The organism is Amycolatopsis sp. CB00013, assembly GCF_001905755.1.
Taxonomy (GTDB): Bacteria; Actinomycetota; Actinomycetes; order Mycobacteriales; family Pseudonocardiaceae; genus Amycolatopsis; species Amycolatopsis japonica.
This window is the reverse complement of sequence record NZ_LIWC01000007.1, coordinates 17,623-33,628: the sequence shown is the minus strand read 5'-3', so window position 1 is coordinate 33,628 and position 16,006 is coordinate 17,623. Positions and strand designations below refer to the sequence as shown.

Below are 16,006 nucleotides of genomic sequence, written 5' to 3'. Positions count from 1 at the left end.
TGAACTAGACGTGTGCGGCCTGCTTGGACTGATCTGTTCGACCGAAGCCGACGCTGCGAGCGCCCGTGACGCCGTCGACGCGGCCATGCGCTGCCAGCGGCACCGCGGCCCCGACGAGCACGACACCTGGGCCGACGCCGAGGTGGTCTACGGCTTCAACCGGCTGGCCTTCATCGACGTCGACCACGCCCACCAGCCACTGGTGTGGGGTCCGCCGGAGGCTCCGGAGCGCTACACGCTGAACTTCAACGGCGAGATCTACAACTACAAAGAGCTGCGTGACGAGCTGGCCGCCGGGCACGGTGCGAAATTCGCCACAGAAGGTGACGGCGAGGCCATCGTCGCGGCGTACCACTACCTCGGCGACGAAGCGGTCAAGAAGCTGCGCGGCATGTTCGCCTTCCTGATCTGGGACTCGCAGGAGAAGGTCGTCTTCGGCGCGCGGGACCCGTTCGGCATCAAGCCGCTGTTCTACTCGGCAGGCCCCGGCAAGGTCGCCTTCTCCAGCGAGAAGAAGAGCCTGCTGGAGCTTTCGAGCGTGCTCGGCGTCCAGGGCGAGCTGGACAAGACGGCCCTGCAGCACTACCTGGTGCTGCAGTACGTGCCGGAACCCGAGTCGATGCACACCGGTATCCGCCGCGTCGAGTCCGGCACGTCGTTCCGGGTGGTCCCCGGCGGTGACGTCGAGTTCACGCGCTACTTCCACCCCACGTTCAACGCGAAGCCGGTGAACAGCCAGGCCGAGGCCGACGAGCTGTACGAGCGCATCGCCGATGTGATGCGCGACTCGGTCGGCAAGCACATGATCTCCGACCCGGACGTCACGGTCGGCGCGTTCCTCTCCGGCGGCATCGACTCCACGGCGACCGCGACGCTGGCCAAGGAGCACAACCCGAACCTGATCGCGTTCACCACCGGGTTCGAGCGCGAGGGCTACTCCGAGGTCGACGTCGCCGCCGAATCGGCCGCCGCGATCGGCGTGAAGCACGTGGTCCGCACGGTGTCGGCGGACGAGATGATGGAGGCGCTGCCCCTCATCGTCTGGTACCTCGACGACCCGGTGGCGGACCCGGCGCTCGTGCCGCTCTGGTTCATCGCGCGCGAAGCCCGCAAGCACGTCAAGGCGGTGCTGTCCGGCGAAGGCGCCGACGAGCTCTTCTGCGGCTACACGATCTACAACGAGCCGATCTCACTGGCGCCGTTCGAGAAGATCCCCGGCGGGATGCGGAAGATCATCGGCAAGGTCTCCACGAAGATCCCGGAGGGCACCCGCGGCAAGGACCTGCTGCGGCGCGGGGCGCTGCCGCTGGAGGACCGCTACTACGGCAACGCGCGCAACTTCCGCGACGACCAGCTCCGCAAGGTGCTGCGCACGTACGAGGACGGGATCGGCTTCAAGGACGTCACCGCGCCTTGGTACAAGATCTCGGAGAACTGGGACCCGGTCGCGCGCATGCAGCACGTCGACCTCTACACCTGGCTGCGCGGCGACATCCTGGTCAAGGCCGACAAGGTGACCATGGCGAACTCGCTGGAACTGCGCGTGCCGTTCCTCGACGCCGAGGTGTTCAAGGTCGCCTCGACCATCCCGCTCGACCAGAAGCTCGCGCACGGCACCACGAAGTACGCGCTGCGCCAGGCGCTGGCGAAGGTCATCCCCGGCCACGTCCTGAACCGGCGCAAGCTGGGCTTCCCGGTGCCGATCCGGCTGTGGCTGCGCAACGAGATGTACGACTGGGCCAAGGGCATCATCTCGGACTCGCAGACCGACGCGCTGCTCGACAAGAAGGCCGTCCTGGCGCTGCTCGAAGAGCACAAGGCCGGGCAGCTCGACCGCAGCCGTCAGCTGTGGGCGCTGCTGGTGTTCATGCTGTGGCACGGCATCTTCGTCGAGAACCGCATCAAGCCCGAGGTGCCGGAACCCGTCTACCCGGTGAAACTCTAGTCACGACTCGTGACGCCGGCCTTCACCGTTCACCCGGTGGAGGCCAGCATGGAGCGATGGACTTCGTCCTCGTGCACGGCACGACGCAGAGCCCGGCGGGCTGGGACAGGGTGGCGAAGCTGCTCACCACCGCCGGGCACCGCACGATCGCGGTGGATCTGCTGACCCCGCGAGAACTGCCGGTCGAGGGCTACGCGCAGCACGCGCGAGACCAGTACGACGGCGAGCGGCCGGTGGTCGTGGCGCATTCCGGCGCGGGAGTCCTGCTGCCCGCGATCGCCGAAGCCCTCGACGCGCGGGCGCTGGTGTGGGTCGCCGCCTACATCCCCGATTTCGCCGGTGGGCGGAGCCTGCGGGACGAGGCGCGGTCCGTCCTCGAACCGGACTGGATCGGCGTGGACCCGACGGCGGATCCCGAAAAGGCGTCGGAATTCCTCTTCCACGACTGCGATCCCGAGACCGAACGGCTGGCGCTCGACAGCCTGAGGCTGTTCGACCCGGCGGTGCTCGCGGCGCATCCCGCCGGGGCGGCGCCGGAGATCCCGTCGACGGTGATCGTCCCCACTCGCGACCGCACTCTCCGGCCGGATTGGCTGCGGCGGGCGGCCCGGGAACGGCTCGGGGTCACCGCGATCGAGATCGACGCGGGGCACTGCCCGCAGATGTCCCGTCCTGCCGAGATCTGCGGGATCCTGACCGGATCACGGCGATAGCCGCTTCAGGGACTCGGTGAGCCAGGCGTCGTACCAGGCCTCGAAGGTCGGCGTGGGCCCCAGGTCGATCACCTCGCCCGGGACAGAAGGGCCCGAGCGGTCGGCGTGGGCGGGCATCCAGCCCCACTCGTCCATATCCCACAGCGATCCCGCCAGCTCGCCGGTGGTGACCAGCATCGTGAAACCGCTGCAGCCCTGTTCGCTGATCGCGACACAACCAGGCAGGTCGGACCTCACCTCGATGCCCTTGAACCAGCCACCATCGGGATCGCGCACCCGGTCACGCCATTCCTGGTGAACCCGGCGAGCGTCTGCCGCGGTGAACGGGAATTCTTCGGCCGGATTCAGATCCTCGGCCCACTCTCGCAGCTCGGCCATGCCCAGCAGGCCGTGATCGGGCCCGGCACCGGAGCCGACTCGGCACAGAAAGTCGCGATAGTCGGCAGGGAACTCGACGCCGAGATCGGCCTCGGCTGCCGCGACCTCGGCTTCGTCCTGCGGTTGGCTGCGATACAGGTGTGTGTGGGCGCCGAAGATCACGAACTTGTCGTCGTACCGGCGCAGGTGGGCTGAAGGGGCCCTTCCCCGCGTCTCACGCGGTGAAGGGCCCCTTCGCTGCATCACATGAGGGGAAAGTCCCCTTCAGCTCACTCCGGCAGGATCGCCGCGATCTCCTCGGCGGACTCCGGCCCGAAGGCCTCCTTGAGCCGACCCAGGACGTCGGCGCGGTCGAAGGACCACTCCTGTGTGCCCACGGTCTCCAGCACCAGCACGGCGATCAGCGAGCCCAGCTGCGCCGAACGCTCCAGGCTGAGCCCGCCGTCGATACCCGCGATGAACCCGGCGCGGAAGCCGTCGCCGACGCCGGTCGGGTCGACCTTGCCGCGTTCCGGGACGGCGCCGATCTGCAGCGCGAGGCCGTCCTTGCCGATGATCTCGACGCCCTTCTCCCCGAGCGTCGTGATCCGCATGCCGACGCGGTCGAGGACCTCGGCCTCGGTCCAGCCGGTCTTCTGCAGCAGCAGTTCCCATTCGTAGTCGTTGCTGAACAGGTACTTCGCGCCCTCGATGAACCCGCGCACCTGCGCGCCGTCCATCCGGGCCAGCTGCTGCGAGGGGTCGACGGCGAAGGTGTAGCCGCGCTGGCGGCATTCCTCGGCGTGCCGGACCATGCCTTCGGGGTCGTCCGGGCTGATCAGCACGAGCGACAGTTCACCGGCGTGCGCGGCGACCGGCGCCAGTTCGATGTTGCGGGATTCGGCCATCGCGCCGGCGTAGAAGGTCGCGATCTGGCAGAGGTCCTCGTCGGTGGTGCAGACGAACCGGGCGGTGTGCGCGACCTCGGACACCAGCACCCCGGCCGTGTCGACGCCGTGCCGCTCGAGCCACGAGCGGTAGTCGGCGAAGTCGGAGCCCACCGCGCCGACCAGGATCGGGCTCTTGCCCAGCACCCCGAGACCGAAGGCGATGTTCGCGCCGATCCCGCCCCGCCGCACGACGAGATCGTCCGCCAGGAAGCTCAGGGACACCCGGTGCAGCTGCTCGGCGATGAGCTGCTCGGCGAACCTGCCCGGGAAGTGCATGAGATGGTCGGTTGCGATACTGCCGGATACTGCGATCCTGGCGCTGGCTGCCACCGGTTCTCCTTGTTCGGTCGGCCCCGCGGGAGCGAGGACGGCTAAGTTACCCGCAGGTCATGCCCCATACGGGTTGCTTCAGGCACGGCCATCAACACTACCGGTTGGTAGTGGTGTCCGACTCCACGATGAGTCATTAGCTTGTCGTTCGTGACCACTTCCGCGTATCACCTCGAACCGGAATCGATCGGCGAACTCATCGCCGACTGTGCCGGTATCCCGTCGTCCCTCCAGGCCGAGAACATGCCCCTGCCCCGGGAGAGCGCTCCGCCCTGGACCGTGGACGAGCGTTGCCTCGCCCAGGTCGCCGATCTGGACGCCTACGTCTGATCCGCGGCGGCTTCGAAAAGCCGCAAACATGAAGAAGGGCCGCGACCTGGGTGAGGTTCGCGGCCCTTCTTCATGCCTCGACGCGGGTCAGTGGAAGCTGTCGCCGCAGGCGCAGCTGCCCGTCGCGTTGGGGTTGTCGATCGTGAAGCCCTGCTTCTCGATCGAGTCGACGAAGTCGATCACGGCGCTCGACACGTACGGCGCGCTCATCCGGTCGACGGCCACGCGGAGGCCGTCGAAGTCACGGAAGAGGTCACCGTCGAGCGTGCGCTCGTCGAAGAACAGCTGGTAGCGCAGGCCGGCGCACCCACCGGGCTGGACGGCGATGCGCAGGTGCATGTCGTCGCGGCCCTCCTGCTCGAGCAGGGCCTTCGCCTTGACGGCGGCGGCGTCGGTCAACGTGACGCCGTGGGTCTCCTCGGCGGTTTCGGCCTGAGCTGCGGCTGCCTGCTCAGCGGTCGTCATGGTTCTCCCTCTGGTCGAACTCGCTGCGGGTACTCGTCTTGCACATGGTCCAACACGTCGGAGTCCCGATCTGTTCCCCTCCATGGTGACATATCGCTCGGCCTGGTGCGTGGCACCGTGACGCCTGCAACTACCCTGGTGAGGTGAGGTTCCTGCGCCGTAGCACCACAGACTCCGCCACGACGGACACCGAGACGCCCGACACCGAGGCCGTCGAGGTCCAGGCCAAGGCGTATACGCCCGGCAAAGGCAAGGCCACGCCCAAACGGCGTGAGGCCGAAGCCAAGCGCCGCGGCCCGGTGGCTCCCCCGCCGACCACCATGCGGGAGGCGATGAAGCGCAACAAGGAACTCCGCAAGTCCGCGAAAGCCGACCCGGAGTACAAGGCGAAGCAGCGCAACGCCGCCAAGGAACGCCGCGAGCGGATGATGGCGGGCGAGGACAAGTACCTGCTCCCCCGCGACCGCGGCCCCGTCAAGGCGTACATCCGTGACCTGGTCGACTCGCGGCGCAACCTGCTCGGCCTGTTCATGCCGCTGGCGATCCTGGTGTTCGTCGCGCTGATCCTGCCGTACCCCGAGGTCCAGCGGTACGCGACGCTGCTGTGCACCGTGATGCTGCTCGGCATGATCGTCGAAGGCTTCCTCAGCGGGCGCCGGATCGCGAAGATGGTCCGCCTGAAGTTCCCGAACGAGACGGTCAAGGGCACCTCCGTCGGCTGGTACTCCTTCATCCGGGCGAGCCAGATCCGCAAGCTGCGGGTCCCCAAGCCGCGGGTGAGCCCCGGCGACAAGGTCTGAGAACAGGCGAAACCCAGGTCGTTAGCGACGCTAACGGCCTGGAGTAGAGTCGCGCCCATGGAGTTTCGACGACTGGGCCGCAGCGGCCTCAATGTCAGTGAGATCTCGTACGGCAACTGGCTCACCCACGGGTCCCAGGTGGAAGAGGACCAGGCCCAGGCCTGCATCAAGGCGGCGCTCGACGTCGGCATCACCACCTTCGACACCGCCGATGTTTACGCGAACACGGCCGCCGAATCGGTACTCGGCCGCGGCCTGAAGGGCCTGCGCCGCGAGAGCCTGGAGATCTTCACCAAGGTCTACTGGCCCACCGGCCCCAAGGGCCCGAACGACCAGGGCCTCGGCCGCAAGCACATCATGGAATCGGCGCACGCCTCGCTGAAGCGCCTCGGCACCGACTACGTCGACCTCTACCAGGCGCACCGGTTCGACCGGACCGTCCCGCTCGAAGAGACGTTCCTCGCCTTCGCCGACCTCGTCCGCCAGGGCAAGGTGCTCTACGTCGGCGTCTCCGAATGGACCGCCGAGCAGATCACCCAGGGCGCGGCGATCGCGCGCGAGCTCAACGTGCCCCTCATCTCGAACCAGCCGCAGTACAACGCGCTGTGGCGGGTCATCGAGGCGCAGGTCGTCCCGGCCTCCGAGCGTGAGGGGCTCAGCCAGATCGTCTGGTCGCCGATCGCGCAGGGCGTGCTCACCGGCAAGTACAAGCCCGGTCAGCCGCTGCCCGAGGGCTCCCGCGCGACCGACGAGAAGGGCGGCGCCAACATGGTCGCCCGCTTCCTCAACGACGACGTCCTCGAGCGCGTGCAACGGCTCGAGCCCATCGCGGAGAAGGCGGGCCTGACGATGGCCCAGCTGGCCGTGGCGTGGGTGCTGCAGAACCCGAACGTCGCTTCGGCGATCATCGGCGCCTCGCGGCCGGAGCAGGTGCACGAGAACGTGAAGGCGGCCGGCGTGAAGCTGGACGCGGATCTGCTCGCCGCGATCGACGAGGCCCTCGACGGCGTCACCGAGACCGACCCGACGCTGACCCGCTCCCCCTGATCCCCAAGAACGCAGTTAGTCGGCTAAATGCGGACGCTTTTCCCGCATTTAGCCGACTAACTGCGACACACGTCAGTCGCCGTGCACGCGGGACTGGTACGCGATCTGACCGTCGAGGTCGAGCGCGTCACCAGGCGCGCGCAAGGGATCGATTCCCAAGCCCCGCAACAACCTGCTCGCGCCGGCGACCCGGTCACCGGTCCGGCCGTCGAGCCGCACCGGCGCGTGGCCCCGCTGGATCAGCAGGCCCTCGACGTCGTCGATCAACCGGTACGGGTCGTAGACCTGCTGTTCAGGCATGACCACCACCGGGAATCCAGGTGTTCCCGGTGATCCTTTCGTAGACCTCGGTGTAGCGCTTGCGGGTCGCCTCGACGATCTCGGCCGGGATGGCGGGTCCGGGCGGCGTCTTGTCCCAGCCGGTCGTGGTGGACCAGTCACGGACGAACTGCTTGTCGAACGCGTGCTGCGTCCGGCCCGGCTCGTACTCGTCGGCGGGCCAGAACCGCGACGAGTCCGACGTGAGGACCTCGTCCCCGAGCGTCAGCACGCCGTCGGCGTCGAACCCGAATTCGATCTTGGTGTCGGCGATGATGATGCCGTTCTTCGCCGCGTGCTCCGCGCCCTTGGTATAGACCTCGAGCGTCAGATCGCGGATGCGGTCCGCGGTCTCCTGGCCGATCTCGTTCACGACGTCGGCGAAGGTCATGAACTCGTCGTGACCGGTGTCGGAGATCTTCGTCGTGGGCGTGAAGATCGGCTCGGGCAGCTTGTCCGCCTCGACCAGACCGGCGGGCAGCTCGACCCCGGAAACCTTGCCGTCACGCTGGTATTCGCGCATCCCGAGACCGGTGAGGTAGCCGCGCGCGATGCACTCGACCTGGATCATCTTCAGCGGCTTGCAGCGCATGGCGCGGCCGGCGAATTCGGCGGGCACGTCGGTCGTGGAAACGACGTGGTTCGGCACCACGTCGGCCATCTTTTCGAACCACCAGGCGGAAAGCTGGTTCAGCAGCGCGCCCTTGTCCGGGATCGGGGTCGGCAGCGAGACGTCGTAGACCGAAACGCGATCCGACGCGACGAGCAGAATGTCGCCGTCGATTTCGTAAAGGTCCCGGACCTTACCCGCGTGAATGTGCTTCATGCCCCGTCCTCGATGTTGTATTCGTAGAAAATCCAGTGGCCCGGCAAGGCCGCCGATTCGCCGTACTCGAGTACGTCACCCTCGGCGGACAAGAACCTGTTGCGACTCAACAGAATCGCCGAACCTTCGGCCACGCCGAGTTCCGCCGCCTCCTCGGCACCCGCCAGCCCCGCGGCGTGCTGAGAATGAGTCGCGGTCAGTACCCGGCCCGTCCGGTCCGCCACGTATTTGACCGTGCCTTCGACGATCCGCACCGGCTCGAACAGCAAAGGCGCCTTCGACGCGACAGCTCCGTCGAACCACGAAACCGACGTCGACACCGGCCTGCCTTCGGCCGCGTACGTGGTCCTTCGCCGCCGGATCACCGGAGCACCTTCATCGATTCCGAGCGCGCCCGCCACCCTGTCCGGCGCAGGCAGGAGGCCCGCTTCGCGGATTTTCGCGTAGTGGCCCGGTGGATAGACCTTGCCGGTTCGCGCGATCGAGATCGTCCGATCGTGCGCGGATCGATGCAGCGCCCTGGTCTGCACCACTGTCCCGATCCCGCGTACCGCGCGGACCAGACCTTCGGCGCGAAGTGTCGAAAGCACCTTCATCGCCGTCGCCATCGCGACGTTCCAGTTCCTGGCGATCTCGCGCGCGGACGGAACCGCGTCGCCTTCCTTGAGCCTGCCCGAAACGATGTCGTCGCGAATGTTCCCCGCGATCTGGAGATACGGCGGTTCGGGTCGATCGACGGCGGGCAAGGTGACTCCTCACAAGGTCGCGCGGTGCGCACAAGCGTTCTAGCACACCAATGGGCGAGCACCAAGGATCCTGCTCACACCCCATTATTACGTACTAGTACACATTCTGGACGGTGCTCTAGTACACCTGTTACTCTCCGAGAAGTTCCCGAAACCCGTTGGGGGGCTCGATGAACCATCTGAGCATCGACGAACTGCTCGAAGAGCTTCGAAGACGCCGGTGGGTCGTCTACATCTTCGGCCCCCGGGAGGAGCCGGAGGTCTGTGCCGCGGTGTTCCAGTGGGACACCTGCGCCGACGTCCTCATCCTCCGCGGGGAAGAACGGGCGAGCGCCTTCCGCGTCACCACGGTCGCCGACACCGACGTCTTCCGGCCGGCGCTCGTGTCCTGGCAGTACCACTCGACGGCCGACTGGACCCTGCGCGCCGTGCTCACCATTCCACCGCCCGGCGACACCGCGGCGCCGATCCAGCTGCTGCAACCACATCCGGACTGCGTGATCCCGATGGAGGCACGACGGCCGGTCACCGTCCTGCCCGCCATACCGACCAAGGCCGACCAGGGAGATCCCTAACCTCGGCCGATCACCTGCTCGGCGACAACGAGGTCGTGCGGGTAGGTGATCTTGAGGTTCTCCGCGCTGCCCGGAACCCACCGCACCGGCAGCGCGGAGAACCTTTCCATGCACGAAGACGTGTCCGTGCCGACGAAACCCTCACGCTCGGCCGTTTCGTACGCCTCGAGCAACGGGGCGGCGCGGAAACCCTGCGGTGTCTGCACCCTGATCGCTCCGGGCAGCGCGCCGGAAACGGTGTCGCCGTCGACGCGCACGATGTCGTCCGCCGCGACGCCGGGTACCGCTCCCCCGTGGCGCCGCGTGCCGTCTAGGACGTCCGCGATCAGTTCCGGAGTCACGAGCGGGCGGGCCGCGTCGTGCAGCAGTACCGCGTCGATCTCACCGCTGCCGATGCGGGAAGCCATGTGGCGCAAGGCGTTCAGCTCCGAACCCTGCCGTGTCGCGCCGCCGTGGACGAGTTCGACCTCGCCCGGATGCGCGGCGAGCACCTCGTGCGCGAGTTCGGTGTCCTGCGGCCGGATGACCAGCACGAGCACGTCGATTCCGGGCACGCGCGCGAAGGCGTCGAGCGACCACGCGACGACCCGTTTGCCCGCCACCGGCAGATAGACCTTGTTGAGCTTCGCGCCGACCCGGGTACCCGCTCCGCTCGCGAGCACCACTCCGGCGGCCTTCGTCTGAGCCACAGGCAACTCTGGCACAGCTGGGTGGGTAGGTTGGGCCCGGCCACCAAAGCGATCCGAAGGGGCAGGGCGTTGGACTACGAAAACCTCGAGTTCGCCGAAGTCGAGCAGCCTGATGAACACGCGCGTTCGGCGGCGATCGCCCTGCACACGAAACTGATCAAACCGGCCGGTTCGCTGGGCAGGCTCGAAGAACTGGGCGTCTGGGTCGCGGCCTGCCAGGGCCAGTCGCCGCCGCGGCCGTTCACGCGGCCGCGGGTCGTGGTCTTCGCCGGGGACCACGGTGTCGCCGCGAAGGGCGTCTCTGCTTATCCGGGTGAGGTCACCGCGCAACTCGTCGGAAGCATGCTGACCGGTGGCGCGGCCATCAACGTCCTGGCCGCCTCGGCGGGCGCGAGCGTCCGGGTCGTCGACATGGCCGTCGACAGCGACGCCCCGGCGACACGGTCGATCGGCGAGTTCAAGGTGCGGCGCGGATCCGGCTCGATCGACGTCGAAGACGCGCTGACCGACGAAGAGGCGCATGCCGCGGTCCGCGCGGGCCGGGCGATCGCCGACGCCGAGGTCGACGGCGGGGCCGACCTGCTCATCGCGGGCGACCTCGGGATCGGGAACAGCACCCCGGCCTCGGTACTGGTCGCGGCGCTGACCGGGAGCGAACCGGTGGCCGTCGTCGGCCGCGGTTCCGGTATCGACGACAACGCCTGGATGCGCAAGGCCGCGGCGGTCCGTGACGCGCTGCGGCGGGCGAGGACCGTGCTGGCCGACCCGGTCGCGCTGCTGCGCACCGCCGCCGGCGCGGACATCGCCGCGATGGCGGGTTTCCTCGCGCAGGCCTCGCTGCGGAAGACGCCGGTGATCCTGGACGGCCTGGTCGCCTCCGCGGCCGCGCTGGTCGCCGAGGAACTCGTCCCGGGCGCGCGGCAGTGGTGGACCGCGGGCCAGCGCGGCGGCGAACCCGCGCACGCGCTGGCACTGGAGCACCTCGACCTGGAGCCGATCCTGGACCTGGACGTACGCCTCGGCGAGGGGACGGGTGCCGTCGTGGCGCTGCCGCTGGTGTTCATGGCGACGCGGGTGCTCGCGGAGATGGCCACCCACGAGCAGGCCGGCGTGAGCGGGCCGCTGATCGAAACCCCTTCCGCCTGACCCCACGCCGCATTTAGTCCTCTAAATGCGTAAGTACGTGAAGGCCCCCTTCCCTACGCTCAAGGTAGGGAAGGGGGCCTTCACGTACTTGGGCTCAGCCCAGCGGGTACATCCAGCCTTCCGGAGCCTGCCGGGTGCCCTCCTGGATCCCGGTCAGCGCGCCGCGCAGCTTCATCGTCAGCTCGCCGGGCTGCCCGCCCGCGACGGAGAACTCGCCGCCCGCGTGCTTCACGTGCCCGACCGGCGTGATGACCGCCGCGGTCCCGCAGGCGAACACCTCGGTCAGCTCACCCGAAGCCGCCGCCTTCTCCCACTCCTCGGTGGAGATGCGCCGCTCCTCGACGTGGTGCCCGAAGGACTTCGCCAGCTCCAGCAGCGACTTGCGGGTCACGCCCGGCAGCAGCGAGCCGGTCAGTTCCGGGGTCACGACGCGGGCTTCGTCACCGGACCCGAAGACGAAGAACAGGTTCATCCCGCCCATCTCCTCGACCCAGTGCCGCTCGACCGCGTCGAGCCACACGACCTGGTCGCAGCCCTTCTCCACGGCCTGCGCCTGCGCGACGAAGGACGCCGCGTAGTTGCCCGCGCATTTCGCCTCGCCGGTGCCGCCGGGGACGGCGCGCACGTACTCGGTCGAGAGCCACACGCTCACCGGCTTCACGCCGCCGGAGAAGTACGAGCCCGCGGGCGAGCCGATCAGCGCGTAGAGGTACTCGTTCGCGGGCCGGTTGACGCCGAGCCCGGCCTCGGTGGAGATCATGAACGGCCGCAGGTACAGCGACTCGCCCGGCTTCGTCGGCACCCAGCGGCTGTCGACCGCGATCAGCTCGCGGATCGAGTCGAGGAAGGTCTCCACCGGCAGCTGCGGCATGGCGAGGCGCTCGGCCGAGTTGCGGAAGCGGATCGCGTTCGCGTCGGGGCGGAACGCCGCGATCGTGCCGTCGGGCTGGCGGTACGCTTTGAGGCCTTCGAAGATCGCCTGGCCGTAGTGCAGCACGGAGGTGGCCGGGTCGAGCGAGAAGGGCGCGTACGGCCCGACGGTCGCGTCGTGCCAGCCCTGCTCGGCGCTCCATTTCACGGTCACCATGTGGTCGGTGAAGTGCAACCCGAAACCGGGTGCGGCCAATACGTCCGCGACGCGTTCCGGGCTCGCGGGGCTCGGGTGCGGGAGGTGGTTGAACTGCGTCGAGGTCGTCATGCCTAAGACGATAACGCTTGGTCGGACCCACGTTAGTCGGACGTCCGCATATCTTTACCTCCCTCGATCTGTCCGTCACGACGAACACGCGAGGGGTCGCGCCCCTAGGATGGCGGCGTGACGTACAACCAGATGCAGCCCGCTCACCCGGCCGCTCCCGCCGCTCCCGGCAAGGGGGCCGACGTCAAGACCTTCGTGACGGCCGTGCTGCTCACCTTCGGCACCGGCGTGCTGATGATGGACGGCTGGGCCCTGCTCGACAGCGGCTTCGGCGCGTTCCTCGGCCTGATCGCCGGGTTCTTCGGCATCTTCTGGTGGAAGCACATCCACGGCAAGGTGTTCCCGCGCGAGCTGTCCACCAAGTCGGTGGTCGTCCTCACGGTGATCAACGTCGTGCTGGTGCTGCTCCTGCTTCTGCAGGTGAGCTAGAGCAACCCGTCGGGGAGGCCGGGCGCGGGCCAGTCGGGGTCGGGCCGGAAGTCCGTCCACGTCCCGTCGAAGGGGAACCGCCCGGCGTCCGCGAGCGCCCCGATCCGCTCGCCCTCGGCGCGCAGGCGTTCGAGCTGACCCGCGGTGATGCGGCCCGCGAGGACGGCCTCCTCGGCCTCGTCCTCGTCCTTCCACTGCCAGCGTCCGCCGGGCTCCACGGCGACGTCGAGGATGCCGTCGATCCGGTCGGGACCGGACGGCGTGCGCCCCAGCGGGACCTCGAGGTTGACGTACCAGTTCAGGAAGTGGCCGTCGGCGTCGAAGAACCACCAGACCGAGGACCATTCGTCGTCGGCGATGCGGCGCAGCGTCGACGTGTCGCGCCAGAAATCGGCCACGCGCACCCTCGGCACCCGGAACCGCTCTTCCAGGGGCGCTTCACGGAAAAGCCGTCCGTCGGCGAGCCTGCTGCCGACGATCGGGGTGTCCGCGGGCAGCCAGCCGAGCAGGACGGTGCCGTCGTCGGCGATGACGCGCAGCGGGTGGTGCTGGCCGATCGAGCCGTCCGGTCGCAGGAAACGTTCGACGACCGTGTCGCCCGGGGTCCAGAGAGGATCATGCACGCCTTGAACGGTCACTCTTCGAACGGTACCGACGGGCGCGGACCCGCAGAACCAGTTCGGCGAGCGTTCCCACTCCCGCGAGCGCGAGGGCCACGACCGGCCCAGCGAAGAAGGCGGCGACGGCCACGATCAGTCCACAAGCGAGTGTCGCCTTCGGACGTTCCGGGGAAAGCCGTTCCCTGCCGTCGGTGAAGGCGTCGACCGCGACGGGCACGGTCGCCACGGCGGCCACCACGGTCAGCACCGGCAGCAGCGAGACCGCGTCGGCCGCGGCGAAGAGCTCGCGGAACGAGGTCGCCGAAAGCCCCAGCCGGATCGGTCCCAGCTGGTAGAGGGCGACGGCCGTGATCGCGACGGCCACCGCGCCCACCGCGGCGGCCCGGCCCGCGCCGGGGCGGCGGGGCAGCAGGAACGGCAGCAGGACCAGAACGGCGAGGCCGAGACCGGGTACCGACGGCGGATCCGGCGCGATGAACTGCGCCAACGGCGGGATGCCCACGCAGATCGCGATCAGCGACACGGCGGCGGCCAGCGACAGCCCGGTGACCCAGCGGGCGGCGTAGTCGCCGAGACGGACCCCGGCCAGGTCGGCGACGGTCACCACGACCGCGAACGCCGCGGCCGCGGCTTCTGGCGCGGACGGGAAGACGTACTGCCCGAACGTCGTCGCGAAGACCAGGACCAGGCCCAGCCGGGAAACGGAGCCCGCGATCCGCTCGGGCCGGGTGTCGCCCAGCGGCGGCAGCAACGCCTCCGCGGCGACGGCGAGGACGGCCGCGACGACGACCGCGACGAGTACCCAGTAGTCCGCTCCAGAGGTGCCCACCGCCAGGGCGATGAGCAGACCGCCAGCCAGTCGCACGCCGTCGCCCTTCCAGTTCGTCCAGTCACCTGCTCGGCCCCGCTGTTCCCCCAGGTCCCACTGTCATTAGCATGGCTCACGATCCAACCGGGCGGCCGCCCGGTACCACCGCGAACGCGCGAGGAGCCAGAAGTGACCGTGCCGAAGCTTGCCCTGACCGAGAACGCCGAAGCGGCGCTTGCCAAGACGCGCGCCGACGTCGTCGTGATCGGCGCCCTGCAGGGTGAGGACGGTCTGGCTCTCGCCGCCGGTTCCTCCGTCGCCGACGCCGCCTTCGACGGCAAGCTCGCCGAGGTCCTCGGCACCCTCGGCGCCTCCGGCAAGGCCGACGAGGTCGTCAAGGTGCCGACGCTGGGCAAGCTGTCCGCCGGTGTCGTGCTGGCCGTCGGCCTCGGCAAGGCGGGCGCGGACGGCGTCACCGCCGAGCAGGTCCGCCGGGCCGCCGGTGCCGCCGCGCGGGCGCTGAGCGGGACCGACCGCGCGTTCGTCACGCTGTCGGCGATCGACCTCCAGGCCGCCGTCGAGGGCACCGTGCTCGGTGCCTACAACTTCACCGAGTACCGCTCCGAGAAGGGCGACGGCCCGGTCGCGAAGGTCGACTTCGTGAGCCCCGAAGAGGGCACCGCCAAGGACCACAAGGCGACGCTGAAGGCCGCCACCCTGATCGCCGAGTCGGTCATCATCGCCCGCGACCTGATCAACACCCCGCCGAACGACCTGTTCCCGGCCTCCTTCGCCGACCGCGCGAAGACCCTGGCCGAGGCGAACAACCTCGACTTCGAGGTCCTCGACGAGAAGGCGTTGAAGCGCAAGGGCTTCGGCGGCATCCTCGGCGTCGGCGGCGGTTCGTCGCGGCAGCCGCGCCTGCTGCGCATCGCCTACAAGCCCGCGAAGGCGTCGAAGAAGGTCGCGCTGGTCGGCAAGGGCATCACCTTCGACTCGGGCGGCATCTCGATCAAGCCCGCCGCGAACATGGACCACATGACCTCGGACATGTCGGGCGCGGCCGCCGTGCTCGCCTCCGTGGTGCTGGCCGCGAAGCTGAAGTACCCGCTCGAGGTCGTCGCGCACATCCCGCTGGCGGAGAACCTGCCCTCGGCCACCTCGTACCGGCCGGGCGACGTGCTCAGCATGTACGGCGGCAAGACCGTCGAGGTGCTCAACACCGACGCCGAAGGCCGTCTCGTGCTGGCCGACGCGATCGTGCGCGCGGGCGAGGAGAACCCCGACTACCTGATCGAGACCTCGACGCTGACCGGCGCGCAGGTCGTCGCGCTCGGCAACCGCACCGCGGGCGTCATGGGCTCGGACGAGTTCCGCGACCGGATCGCTTCGATCGCGCAGGCCACCGGTGAAGGCGGCTGGGCCATGCCGCTGCCGGAGGAGCTGCGCGCCGACCTCGACTCGCGTCTCGCCGACCTGGCCAACGTCACCGGGCACCGCTGGGGCGGCATGCTCGCGGCGGGCATCTTCCTGCGCGAGTTCGTCACCGAGGGCCTGCCCTGGGCGCACATCGACATCGCGGGCCCGTCGTTCAACACCGCCGGCGCGTGGGGCTACACCGGCAAGGGCGGCACCGGCGTCCCGGTCCGCACCATCGCCGCCGTCCTCGCGGACATCGCCGCGAACGGCTGATCTTTTCGCGCGTGAAGGCCTC

19 protein-coding genes are annotated in these 16,006 nt (G+C 69.0%); 9 read left to right on the top strand and 10 right to left on the bottom strand.

Annotated elements, in window-relative coordinates; genetic code table 11:
* Window positions 1-10: 10 nt before the first annotated feature.
* Together asnB and AMK34_RS36980 are read left to right on the top strand one after the other, a co-directional pair.
* On the top strand, window positions 11-1,945 hold the full coding sequence (asnB, locus tag AMK34_RS36985) for an asparagine synthase (glutamine-hydrolyzing) (protein ID WP_073848446.1): 1,935 nt from the start codon (window positions 11-13) through the stop codon (window positions 1,943-1,945).
* A gap of 56 nt (window positions 1,946-2,001) precedes the next feature.
* Window positions 2,002-2,658 carry an alpha/beta fold hydrolase gene (locus tag AMK34_RS36980; protein ID WP_073848445.1) on the top strand — a complete coding sequence of 219 codons (657 nt, stop codon included), beginning with the start codon at window positions 2,002-2,004 and terminating at the stop codon, window positions 2,656-2,658.
* Here AMK34_RS36980 and AMK34_RS36975 read toward each other — a convergent pair.
* The gene (locus AMK34_RS36975) at window positions 2,647-3,198 is read right to left on the bottom strand and encodes an SMI1/KNR4 family protein (protein WP_073848444.1); all 552 of its coding nucleotides are present in this window, start codon (window positions 3,196-3,198) and stop codon (window positions 2,647-2,649) included. The two genes, AMK34_RS36980 and AMK34_RS36975, sit on opposite strands and share 12 nt — an antisense overlap.
* 107 nt (window positions 3,199-3,305) lie before the next feature.
* Entirely contained in the window at window positions 3,306-4,295 is a 990-nt protein-coding gene (locus AMK34_RS36970) for a carbohydrate kinase family protein (protein WP_143202733.1), read from the bottom strand.
* A gap of 141 nt (window positions 4,296-4,436) precedes the next feature.
* Here AMK34_RS36970 and AMK34_RS36965 point away from each other — a divergent pair, with 141 nt between their 5' ends.
* The gene (locus AMK34_RS36965; protein ID WP_016336059.1) at window positions 4,437-4,625 is read left to right on the top strand and encodes a hypothetical protein; all 189 of its coding nucleotides are present in this window, start codon (window positions 4,437-4,439) and stop codon (window positions 4,623-4,625) included.
* A gap of 87 nt (window positions 4,626-4,712) precedes the next feature.
* Here AMK34_RS36965 and AMK34_RS36960 read toward each other — a convergent pair whose 3' ends face one another.
* A complete protein-coding gene (locus AMK34_RS36960; RefSeq protein ID WP_005164197.1) occupies window positions 4,713-5,090 on the bottom strand; it encodes a HesB/IscA family protein in 378 nt (125 codons plus the stop codon).
* Between the two features lie 143 nt (window positions 5,091-5,233).
* Here AMK34_RS36960 and AMK34_RS36955 point away from each other — a divergent pair, with 143 nt between their 5' ends.
* Both AMK34_RS36955 and AMK34_RS36950 read left to right on the top strand, forming a co-directional pair.
* Entirely contained in the window at window positions 5,234-5,890 is a 657-nt protein-coding gene (locus AMK34_RS36955; RefSeq protein ID WP_038510163.1) for a DUF3043 domain-containing protein, read from the top strand.
* 57 nt (window positions 5,891-5,947) lie between these two features.
* Window positions 5,948-6,937 carry an aldo/keto reductase family protein gene (locus AMK34_RS36950; RefSeq protein ID WP_016336062.1) on the top strand — a complete coding sequence of 330 codons (990 nt, stop codon included), beginning with the start codon at window positions 5,948-5,950 and terminating at the stop codon, window positions 6,935-6,937.
* 72 nt (window positions 6,938-7,009) lie between these two features.
* Here AMK34_RS36950 and AMK34_RS36945 read toward each other — a convergent pair whose 3' ends face one another.
* From AMK34_RS36945 to AMK34_RS36935, 3 genes are read right to left on the bottom strand one after another with little or no spacing between them, the layout of a single operon-like run.
* Window positions 7,010-7,237, bottom strand: a complete 228-nt coding sequence (locus AMK34_RS36945; protein WP_016336063.1) for a hypothetical protein — start codon at window positions 7,235-7,237, stop codon at window positions 7,010-7,012.
* The gene (locus AMK34_RS36940) at window positions 7,230-8,081 is read right to left on the bottom strand and encodes a phosphoribosylaminoimidazolesuccinocarboxamide synthase (RefSeq protein WP_037344713.1); all 852 of its coding nucleotides are present in this window, start codon (window positions 8,079-8,081) and stop codon (window positions 7,230-7,232) included. The genes AMK34_RS36945 and AMK34_RS36940 overlap by 8 nt, the downstream gene beginning before the upstream one ends.
* The gene (locus AMK34_RS36935) at window positions 8,078-8,827 is read right to left on the bottom strand and encodes a GntR family transcriptional regulator (RefSeq protein ID WP_038510153.1); all 750 of its coding nucleotides are present in this window, start codon (window positions 8,825-8,827) and stop codon (window positions 8,078-8,080) included. Before AMK34_RS36935 ends, AMK34_RS36940 begins: the two co-directional genes overlap by 4 nt.
* A gap of 170 nt (window positions 8,828-8,997) precedes the next feature.
* Here AMK34_RS36935 and AMK34_RS36930 point away from each other — a divergent pair, with 170 nt between their 5' ends.
* Complete coding sequence (locus AMK34_RS36930; RefSeq protein ID WP_037344708.1) at window positions 8,998-9,402, top strand: hypothetical protein; 405 nt, start codon at window positions 8,998-9,000, stop codon at window positions 9,400-9,402.
* On the opposite strand, the gene AMK34_RS36925 is transcribed toward AMK34_RS36930, so the two are convergent.
* Entirely contained in the window at window positions 9,399-10,067 is a 669-nt protein-coding gene (locus tag AMK34_RS36925; protein ID WP_073848443.1) for an IspD/TarI family cytidylyltransferase, read from the bottom strand. The two genes, AMK34_RS36930 and AMK34_RS36925, sit on opposite strands and share 4 nt — an antisense overlap.
* A 93-nt stretch (window positions 10,068-10,160) precedes the next feature.
* Between AMK34_RS36925 and cobT the strand changes: the two genes are divergently transcribed.
* Complete coding sequence (cobT, locus tag AMK34_RS36920; protein ID WP_038510147.1) at window positions 10,161-11,237, top strand: nicotinate-nucleotide--dimethylbenzimidazole phosphoribosyltransferase; 1,077 nt, start codon at window positions 10,161-10,163, stop codon at window positions 11,235-11,237.
* A 94-nt stretch (window positions 11,238-11,331) separates the two neighbouring features.
* Here the strand turns inward: cobT and AMK34_RS36915 are convergent, their stop codons facing one another.
* Window positions 11,332-12,435 (bottom strand): branched-chain amino acid aminotransferase, encoded by a 1,104-nt coding sequence (locus tag AMK34_RS36915; RefSeq protein WP_038510144.1) that lies wholly within the window; start codon window positions 12,433-12,435, stop codon window positions 11,332-11,334.
* Between the two features lie 117 nt (window positions 12,436-12,552).
* Here AMK34_RS36915 and AMK34_RS36910 point away from each other — a divergent pair, with 117 nt between their 5' ends.
* On the top strand, window positions 12,553-12,864 hold the full coding sequence (locus AMK34_RS36910) for a hypothetical protein (RefSeq protein ID WP_038510141.1): 312 nt from the start codon (window positions 12,553-12,555) through the stop codon (window positions 12,862-12,864).
* On the opposite strand, the gene AMK34_RS36905 is transcribed toward AMK34_RS36910, so the two are convergent.
* Entirely contained in the window at window positions 12,861-13,487 is a 627-nt protein-coding gene (locus tag AMK34_RS36905) for a DUF402 domain-containing protein (RefSeq protein ID WP_037344701.1), read from the bottom strand. The two genes, AMK34_RS36910 and AMK34_RS36905, sit on opposite strands and share 4 nt — an antisense overlap.
* Window positions 13,480-14,349: a hypothetical protein gene (locus tag AMK34_RS36900; protein WP_073848442.1), complete on the bottom strand. Its 870-nt coding sequence runs from the start codon at window positions 14,347-14,349 to the stop codon at window positions 13,480-13,482. Before AMK34_RS36900 ends, AMK34_RS36905 begins: the two co-directional genes overlap by 8 nt.
* A 132-nt stretch (window positions 14,350-14,481) precedes the next feature.
* On the opposite strand from AMK34_RS36900, the gene AMK34_RS36895 reads away from it, so the two are divergent.
* Window positions 14,482-15,984: a leucyl aminopeptidase gene (locus tag AMK34_RS36895; RefSeq protein WP_038510136.1), complete on the top strand. Its 1,503-nt coding sequence runs from the start codon at window positions 14,482-14,484 to the stop codon at window positions 15,982-15,984.
* The last annotated feature ends 22 nt before the right edge of the window (window positions 15,985-16,006 follow it).